The sequence below is a fragment of the Frankia torreyi genome (assembly GCF_000948395.1).
Classification (GTDB): Bacteria; Actinomycetota; Actinomycetes; order Frankiales; family Frankiaceae; genus Frankia; species Frankia torreyi.
Map to the genome: position 1 here is coordinate 85,069 of NZ_JYFN01000029.1, position 7,752 is coordinate 92,820.

Genomic DNA, 7,752 nt, shown 5'->3' on the forward strand with positions numbered 1-7,752 from the left:
TCGGAGTCGAATGTGCTCCGTGAGTCGGCCGGTACGGCAGACCTGTGTGGGCGAGCGGCGGTTCGCTGGGGCGGGCGTTTGTCGGTCGGTGTCGGAATGGTGGTGGTAGGTCGGCGAAGGTTGTCCCCTTCGTGGTCGTTCGAGGGTGGGGGCCCGTGGTGAGTGGGTACGCCCAGCGGCACCATGAGCCGTCGTGATCAGACAACCAGACTGCTGACTGCCTGGATCCGGGGGCGGCGCCGCTCTGCGCCCGCCGCCGGTGCCACCGAGGCACGGGCGCGGACGCCCTCCGAGTCGGGCCGGCGCCGGTCGCCGGCCACCGCCCCGCAGCCGGATGCTTCCCGCGAGCCGGCGGCGACCCTCCAGCCGAGCCTGCCGCCAGAACCGGGCATGTCGCTGGAAGCGGGAAGGCCGCTGGAAGCGGGAGGGTCGCAGGAGCCCGCGGTGGCCGGGCCGGGTGCCAGGCCGGGTGCCAGGGTTGACGACGAGCTGGGCGACCTGATCCGGCTGGTCGCCCAGGAGGGGTTCGGTTTCGCGGAGCTGCGGGACGGTCAGCTCGACGCCATGCGGGCCGTCGTCGAGGGCCGGGACACGCTGTGCGTGCTACCGACCGGCGGGGGCAAGTCGGCGGTCTACCAGATCCCGGCGCTGGTGCTGGCCGGCCCGACCATCGTGGTCTCGCCGTTGATCGCGTTGCAACGCGACCAGGTGCGCGGACTGACCGAGCGGCTGGCGGGCCTGCTGGGCGACGACGACCCGGCGGCGGCCGCGGCGAACTCGGACGCCGGGCGGGCGGCCCGGCAGGCCGCCTTCGACGCGGTCCGGCAGGGGCGCACCGAGTTCCTCTTTCTGGCGCCGGAGCAGTTGGCCCGCGACGACGTCCGGGCGGCGCTGCGCGAGGCGCGACCGTCCCTGTTCGTCGTGGACGAGGCCCATTGCATCGCGTCCTGGGGGCACGACTTCCGGCCCGACTACGGCCAGCTCGGGCAGGTCATCGAGGACCTCGGGCATCCGACGGTCGTGGCGCTGACGGCCACTGCGGCCCCGCCGGTGCGCCGGGAGATCCGCGAGCGGCTACGGCTGCGCGACCCGGTCGAGGTCGTGCGGGGGTTCGACCGGCCCGAGATCTTCCTGTCTGTGGTGTCGTTCACCGACGAGGAGGCCAAGCGGGCGAGCCTGATCGAACGCATCGCGGGGGAGGCCAAGCCGGCGCTGGTCTACGCGGCCACCCGGCGGGCCACCGAGGAGCTGGCCGACGAGCTCGCCGGCCTCGGGCTGACGGTGTATCCGTACCATGCCGGGCTGAAGGCCGCGCGCCGACGCGAGGTCGAGGCGGACTTCATGGCTGATCGGTGCGACGTGGTGGTCGCCACGACCGCGTTCGGCATGGGCATCGACAAACCCAACGTCCGCACCGTCATCCACGCCGAGGTGGCCGACTCCCTCGACTCCTACTACCAGGAGATCGGCCGTGCGGGGCGGGACGGTGAGCCCGCGGTGGCCTGCCTGTTCTACCGGCCGGAGGATCTCGGGCTGCGGCGCTTCTTCGCGTCCGGCCGGGTCGACGAGACTGCCTTACGACGCGTCGCGGTGCTGCTGGGGCACGCCGACGCACCGGTGACGGCGCGGGAGCTGGCCAAGGCGGCGGGGCTGCGGGACACCGCGCTGACCCGGCTGGTGGACCTGCTGGCCAGCGCGGATGTGGTGGCAGTGGGCGACGACGGGCGCATCGCCGCGCGGGCCGACGCCCCGGATCCGCAGGAGGCGGCGCGGCGCGCGCTCGGGGTGGCCGAGGCGCGGGTCGAGGTCGACCGTTCCCGTGTCGAGATGATGCGCGGCTATGCCGAGACCCGGGACTGCCGACGGGCGTTCCTGCTGGCCTACTTCGGTGAGACGACCGGCGGCCCGTGCGGGCGCTGCGACAACTGCCTGGCCGGCCTGCCGGCCCAGCGGCGGGTCGAACCCGCTGACGGCGAGGCGCCGTTCCCGGCCGGCGCCGCGGTGCGCCACGTCTCGTGGGGCCGGGGACAGGTCGTCAAGGAGGATGGCGATCGCATCACTGTGCTGTTCGACGACGTCGGCTACCGCACCCTGTCGGTGGGGGCGGTCCGGGAACGTCACCTGCTCGACCGGACGTGAAAGACCTGCGCCGCAGGGCATCCCCCCACCGAAGGGCCCGCACCTACAGGTACGACCGTCGTTACAGCATTTGCCCGGTCCATCCCGAGATGTCCGATGATGTCGTTTCCTGACATCGTCGCGTGCCGTGCGCTGGATCCAAGCACGGTGACGCGCCCGGCCAAGCAGGGAGGACCATGACCGCGCGAGCGGATCTTCAGATGAGCACCGCCCTGGTCACAGGGGCATCGTCAGGCATCGGCGCGGCCTTCGCGGAGGCGTATGCGGCCCGGGGTGCCAGACTCGTCCTGGTGGCGCCGGCGGAGCCCAGGCTGCGGGAGGTCGCGGAGCGGCTGGGCACCCGCTACGGGGTCGAGGTGCACGCCGTCCCCATCGACCTCGCCGAGGAGAGCGGCCCCGACCAGCTTGCCAAGGCGGTCGCCGAGATCGGCCTGGAGATCGACATCCTCGTCAACAACGCCGGCTTTGGGACCCGTGGGCCGTACCACGAGCTGTCCGCGGACCGGGACCACCGAGAGGTGATGCTGAACGTCGTGGCGGTGGAGCGGGTCGCGCACCTGTTCCTGCCGGCCATGGTGGCCCGGGGTTCCGGCACCATCATCAACGTGTCGTCGACCTCGGGCTTCCAGGCCGTCCCCTACATGGCGGTCTACGGGGCCTCCAAGGCCTTCGTCCTGTCGCTCTCCATCGGCCTGTGGGCCGAGTGCCGCTCCCGCGGGGTGCGCGTGCTCGCGCTGTGCCCGGGGCCGACCGACACCAACTTCTTCGAGGTCGTCGGCTCGCGGATGTCCGCCGGCGGCCGGTTGCGGACCACCGACGAGGTGGTGGCGGCGGCCTTCCGTGCCCTCGACCGGGGCCAGGCGTACGTCATCGACGGCCGGTTGAACTACCTGACGTCCAACGCCTCCCGGCTGCTGCCCCGCGGCCTGGTCGCGCGGATCACCGAGCGGGTGCTGCGGTCCGGGTCGCTGGCCGCGCTGCCGGGCGCGGCGCCCGTGAAGCGTCGCGCGGCCTGATCGGGCCACCCCCGCCGGCCGTTCCGTGCGATCCGATCGGACCACCCCGGCCGCCCACCGCCGTGAGGGTCCGCGGCGCGGCGCGGCCCTCCGGCGGCCGACGGAACCATCCCCCGATCGGGCGACCCCGCAGTGGCCCGGTCGGGGGGCGACCGGCGCCGGGCCGGCTGCCGCCGGGCCGGCTGCCGCCGAGCACCGCCGGCGGGCCCAGCCATGCGTGGGCGCGCCCGGTCAGGTGCGAGCGGCCCGGTCAGGTGCGAGCGGCCCGGTCACTGTGAGCGGGACGCTCCCACCGGGGCGAATGCCGGAGCGACCGGGTCGGCCGGGGTCAGCCCGCCGAGCTCGGCGACCAGCTCGTAGGAGCGGATCCGGTCGGCCAGCCGGTGGACGTTCGTGGTGATCATGATTTCGTCGGCGCCGGTCACGTCGAGCAGGGCGTCGATCCCGGCGCGGACGGTCGAGGGGGAGCCGACGATGTGCGACGCCGTCGCGTTCTCGGCCGCGGCCCGCTCCTGCGGGGTCCAGGAGTGCGCGGCGGCCTCCTCGGGGGAGGGGAAGACGCCGGGACGGCCGCCGCGTATCCGCAGCATCGCCAGCCGGACGGGCGCCGCGAGCCATTCGGCGCGCTCATCGTCCTCGGCGCAGACCACGGCGGTGGCCACGATCGCGTACGGATGCTCCCGGCCGGGCGAGGGGCGGAACGACCGGCGGTACAGATCGAGCGCCGGCACCGTGTTCGCCGAACTGAAATGGTGCGCGAAGGCGAACGGCAGGCCCAGCATCCCGGCCACCTGGGCGCTGTAGCCGCTGGACCCCAACAGCCAGATGGGCGGCGCCGGGGACTGCGGGAACGCGTGCACGCCGCGCATCGGATGGTCGGCGGCGAAGTCGCCGCCGGCGAGGAAGGTGGTCAGCTCGGCAAGCTGCTCGGGAAAGTCGTCGACGGCGAGCAGCCCGGCGGTGCGCCGCAGCGCCCGGGCGGTGGCGGGATCCGTGCCGGGGGCCCGGCCGATGCCCAGGTCGATCCGGCCGGGGAACAGGGCACCGAGCGTGCCGAACTGCTCGGCAACGGCCAGCGGAGCGTGGTTGGGCAGCATCACGCCGCCGGAACCCACCCGGATCGTGCTGGTGGCCGCGGCGACCTGGCCGATGAGGATCGACGTCGCCGAACTGGCGATGCCGGGCATGCCATGGTGCTCCGCCAACCAGTATCGGGTGAATCCGAGTCGTTCGGCGTGCCGGGCGAGGTCGAGCGACCCGCGGACCGCATCGGTGGGGGTCGTTCCGGTGCCGACCGGCACGAGGTCCAGCACGGACAGGGGGACGCTTCGGGTCGGTTTCACGACGTGGTGCAACGACGTGGCGGGGCCGCTGTCTTCCCCACCCGCCACGTCGGAGCCGGTTCCCGCCACGTCGGAGCCGGTTCCGGTCACGTCTCTGCCGGCCGCGGTCACGCCTCAGCCGCCCACGGTCTCCATGTAGTCCTCGGCGACCTCGTCGAGGGCGTCGCTGGGATGGCCGAGCGCCACGCGCACCCGGCGGCGCCCGACGAGCAGGAGGTCGAGCAGGAAGTCCGGCACCGGGGCCCGCTCGCAGCGGTGGTAGCCCATCGTGAACCAGNTGTGGGCGTCGTCGAGCAGGCTGACCGCCTCCAGGCTCTCGGCCACCGCCTCGTACACGCCCGGATCGGCCGACTTCGCCGCCTTGAGCTCCGCCCGCAGCGCGGCGGCCTCCTCGGCCTGCCCGTCGCGTAGCAGCCCGTCGTGCAGCCAGACACGGGGATCGACGGGGCAGGCGCTGCCGTCGGCCACGGCGGCACGGTAGCAGCGGATCGCCTCGCTCCAGTCGTGGGCGAGCCCGTACTGGCTGCCCGCGTCGACCAGCAGGGAGGCCCGGGTGATCGTCTCGCTGTGGGTGTCGGGCTGCTCGGCCAGCGTCTCCAGGGTGCCCGCCGCGCCACGGTGATCGCCGCTGCCCGCCGCGCTGAAGACGATCTCATCCACGTCGTCGTCCGAAAGCATGCCGCTCATTCTCCCTGCCCGGGGTCGTTCCCCGACGGACGGGCACCGGTGGCGTGGCTATGCCGGCCGCGCCCGAGAAGAAGGGGATGCCGGCCGCGCCCGAGGCGAAGGGGATGCCGGCCGCGCGCTCGGGGTGCCAGGGGGGGCCGGCGATCCGGATCCGGACGGGTCGGCCGGCCCGGATCGGGGAAGGAGGTGATCGATCGCCGCCACGGACCGCGAGCGGTCGCCGCAGGACTGACGGTTCGGTGGACACGAGGGGTTCGGCGGATACGAGGGGTTCGGCGGATACGGGCGGTTCGGCGGATGGGGTGTGGGTGGACGCGAAATCGGCGGGTCGGGATGAGCGGCCGGAGCTCCGGCCCGGGCGGGCGGTGGGCGTGCAGGCGGATGCGGTCGGCGGGGCGGATGCGGTCGGCGGGGCGGGGGTGGCCTTCGTCCTCGGCGGGGGCGGCATTCTCGGCGCGAGCGAGGTCGGCATGCTCGCCGCCCTGTTCGACGCCGGCATCCTGCCCGACCTGGTGGTCGGCACCTCCGTCGGTGCGATCAACGGGGCCGCGGTGGCGGCCGAACCCGCGCCCGCGACGATCGACCGGCTGACCGACCTGTGGTCGCAGCTCGGCATCTCCGACGTGTTCGCGGGGGGCCCGGCCCGGCGGCTGGCCACCGTCGTCCAACACGGCCACCTGCACTCCAACGCCCCGCTGCGCGCGCTGCTGCGCACGCACCTGCCGGCCGAGCCGATCGAGGACCTGCCGGTGCGGTTCCAGTGCGTCGCGGCGAGCATCGAACGGGCCGCCGCGCACTGGTTCGACCGCGGACCGCTCGTCGAGGCGGTGCTGGCCTCCTGTGCGGTCCCGGCGCTGCTGCCGCCGGTGCGCATCGGCGAGGAGCACTTCATCGACGGCGGGATCGTCGACAGCAACCCGGTCGGGCGGGCGGTGGAGCTCGGGGCCCACACCGTCTTCGTCCTGCACGTCGGCCGGATCGAACGGCCGCTGCGGCCGCCGCGCTGGCCGTGGGAGGCCGGTCTGGTCGCCTTCGAGATCGCCCGCCGGCGCGGCTTCACCGAGGCGATGGCCCGGCTGCCCAGCGGTGTCGCCGTCCACGTGCTGCCGGTCGGGGAGCGCGGAGCTCCGCTGGTGCCGCTGCGCTACCGCTCCACCTCGGGCCTGAACCGGCGCATCCAACAGGCCCGGCAGGCCACCGCGGCCTACCTCGACCTCACCGCTGGCGGCCGCACCCGGCCGCTGGACGTGTCCTGACGTGGAGGGTTGACGCCGTGGGTGTTCCACCGTGGGCGATCCGCCGCTTCCTGGTCGACCCGTTGTTCGTGCCGCTGGCGGCGGCGCTGGCCCTGATCGGGGTGGCCGTCGCCGCGCTCGGCCTGCTGGGCGCGCCGGTCGACCGCCGGCTGCGGGTGCCGCGCGCAGCCCTGCTCGTCGCGATCTACCTGACCGCCGAGGCGGTGCTGATCGTCGCCATGTTCGGGCTGTGGCTGGCCCGGCCGGCCCTCGGCGGGCGCTGGGAGGCCGCCCACCTGTGGCTGCTGCGCCGCACGCTCGCCGTGCTGGTCGCGTCCGCCCGGCGGCTCGTCGGGCTGCGTCTGGAGGTCACCGAGCCGCCCGCGGGGACGGTCGACGCCGGCTCGGGGCCCGTCCTCGTGCTGAGCCGGCACGCCGGGCCGGGGGACTCGTTCGTGCTCATCCACCTGCTGCTCAACCGCTACCACCGGATCCCGCGGGTGGTGCTGATCAACCGGCTCCAGCTCGATCCGGCGATCGACATCCTGCTCGGCCGGCTCGGCGCCTGCTTCCTGCGCAACGACGGGTCGGACGACCACGCCGCCGCCCGGATCGGCGAGCTCGCACGCGGCCTGGGCGCCGGCGAGGCACTCGTGATCTTTCCGGAGGGTGCGAACTTCACGCCGTCGCGCCGGCGTCGGCTGATCGCCCGGTTGCGGGCGCGCGGCCAGTGGGACCGGGCGGCGGTCGCCGAGGACCTCGACGCCGTCCTGCCGCCGCGGCCGGCCGGGGTGCTCGCGGCGCTCGCCACCGGCCGGATCGCCGCCACGATGATCGTCGCGCATGCCGGTCTGGACGAGTTCAGCGCGCCCGGCGAGGTCTGGCGGGCGTTGCCGTTCGTGGCGCCGCTGATGGTGCGCTGGTGGTGGGTGCCGGCAGCGGAGATCCCGGGTCCCGAACGGGCCCGGCGGCAGTGGCTGACGATGCACTGGGCAGTGGTGAATGCCTGGATCGGCGCTCAGCGCGCCGTCGGCAACGGCGTCGACGGGGGCGGCGCCGGCGCCGTTGCCGTTGCCGCCGTTGCCGACGCGAGTCAGCCATCGGAGGGCGACCCGCCGTCGCCGACAGGCCCGGTCAACCCCGTGGTGTAGATGGCCCCTTCCAGGGGGCTCGGTCGTCCCTGGGCAGGAGGGCGAGGTCGGAATCCGAGTCCGACGGGCGCTGCCCGGGCTCGCGGAGTGCGGGTTGGTTCCCGTGTCGTCTCCGCTCACAGCGTACGAACATGTGTTCGACATCCGGGGTGTGTTGTTCTACCGTCGACCCATGGTTTTC

Annotated in this window: 5 protein-coding genes; 4 read left to right on the forward strand and 1 reads right to left on the reverse strand. The window is 74.1% G+C overall.

What is annotated here, in order from left to right; genetic code table 11:
* Positions 1 to 444: 444 nt before the first annotated feature.
* Both FF36_RS18330 and FF36_RS18335 read left to right on the forward strand, forming a co-directional pair.
* Positions 445 to 2,139: a RecQ family ATP-dependent DNA helicase gene (locus FF36_RS18330; protein WP_236706071.1), complete on the forward strand. Its 1,695-nt coding sequence runs from the start codon at positions 445 to 447 to the stop codon at positions 2,137 to 2,139.
* A 176-nt stretch (positions 2,140 to 2,315) separates the two neighbouring features.
* Positions 2,316 to 3,155: an SDR family NAD(P)-dependent oxidoreductase gene (locus tag FF36_RS18335; RefSeq protein ID WP_044886311.1), complete on the forward strand. Its 840-nt coding sequence runs from the start codon at positions 2,316 to 2,318 to the stop codon at positions 3,153 to 3,155.
* A 269-nt stretch (positions 3,156 to 3,424) separates the two neighbouring features.
* On the opposite strand, the gene FF36_RS18340 is transcribed toward FF36_RS18335, so the two are convergent.
* The gene (locus FF36_RS18340; RefSeq protein WP_082122024.1) at positions 3,425 to 4,588 is read right to left on the reverse strand and encodes an LLM class flavin-dependent oxidoreductase; all 1,164 of its coding nucleotides are present in this window, start codon (positions 4,586 to 4,588) and stop codon (positions 3,425 to 3,427) included.
* A 1,016-nt stretch (positions 4,589 to 5,604) separates the two neighbouring features.
* Between FF36_RS18340 and FF36_RS18350 the strand changes: the two genes are divergently transcribed.
* Both FF36_RS18350 and FF36_RS18355 read left to right on the forward strand, forming a co-directional pair.
* Positions 5,605 to 6,441, forward strand: a complete 837-nt coding sequence (locus FF36_RS18350; protein ID WP_044886340.1) for a patatin-like phospholipase family protein — start codon at positions 5,605 to 5,607, stop codon at positions 6,439 to 6,441.
* A gap of 17 nt (positions 6,442 to 6,458) precedes the next feature.
* Positions 6,459 to 7,571, forward strand: a complete 1,113-nt coding sequence (locus FF36_RS18355) for a 1-acyl-sn-glycerol-3-phosphate acyltransferase (protein WP_044886313.1) — start codon at positions 6,459 to 6,461, stop codon at positions 7,569 to 7,571.
* Positions 7,572 to 7,752: the final 181 nt, after the last annotated feature.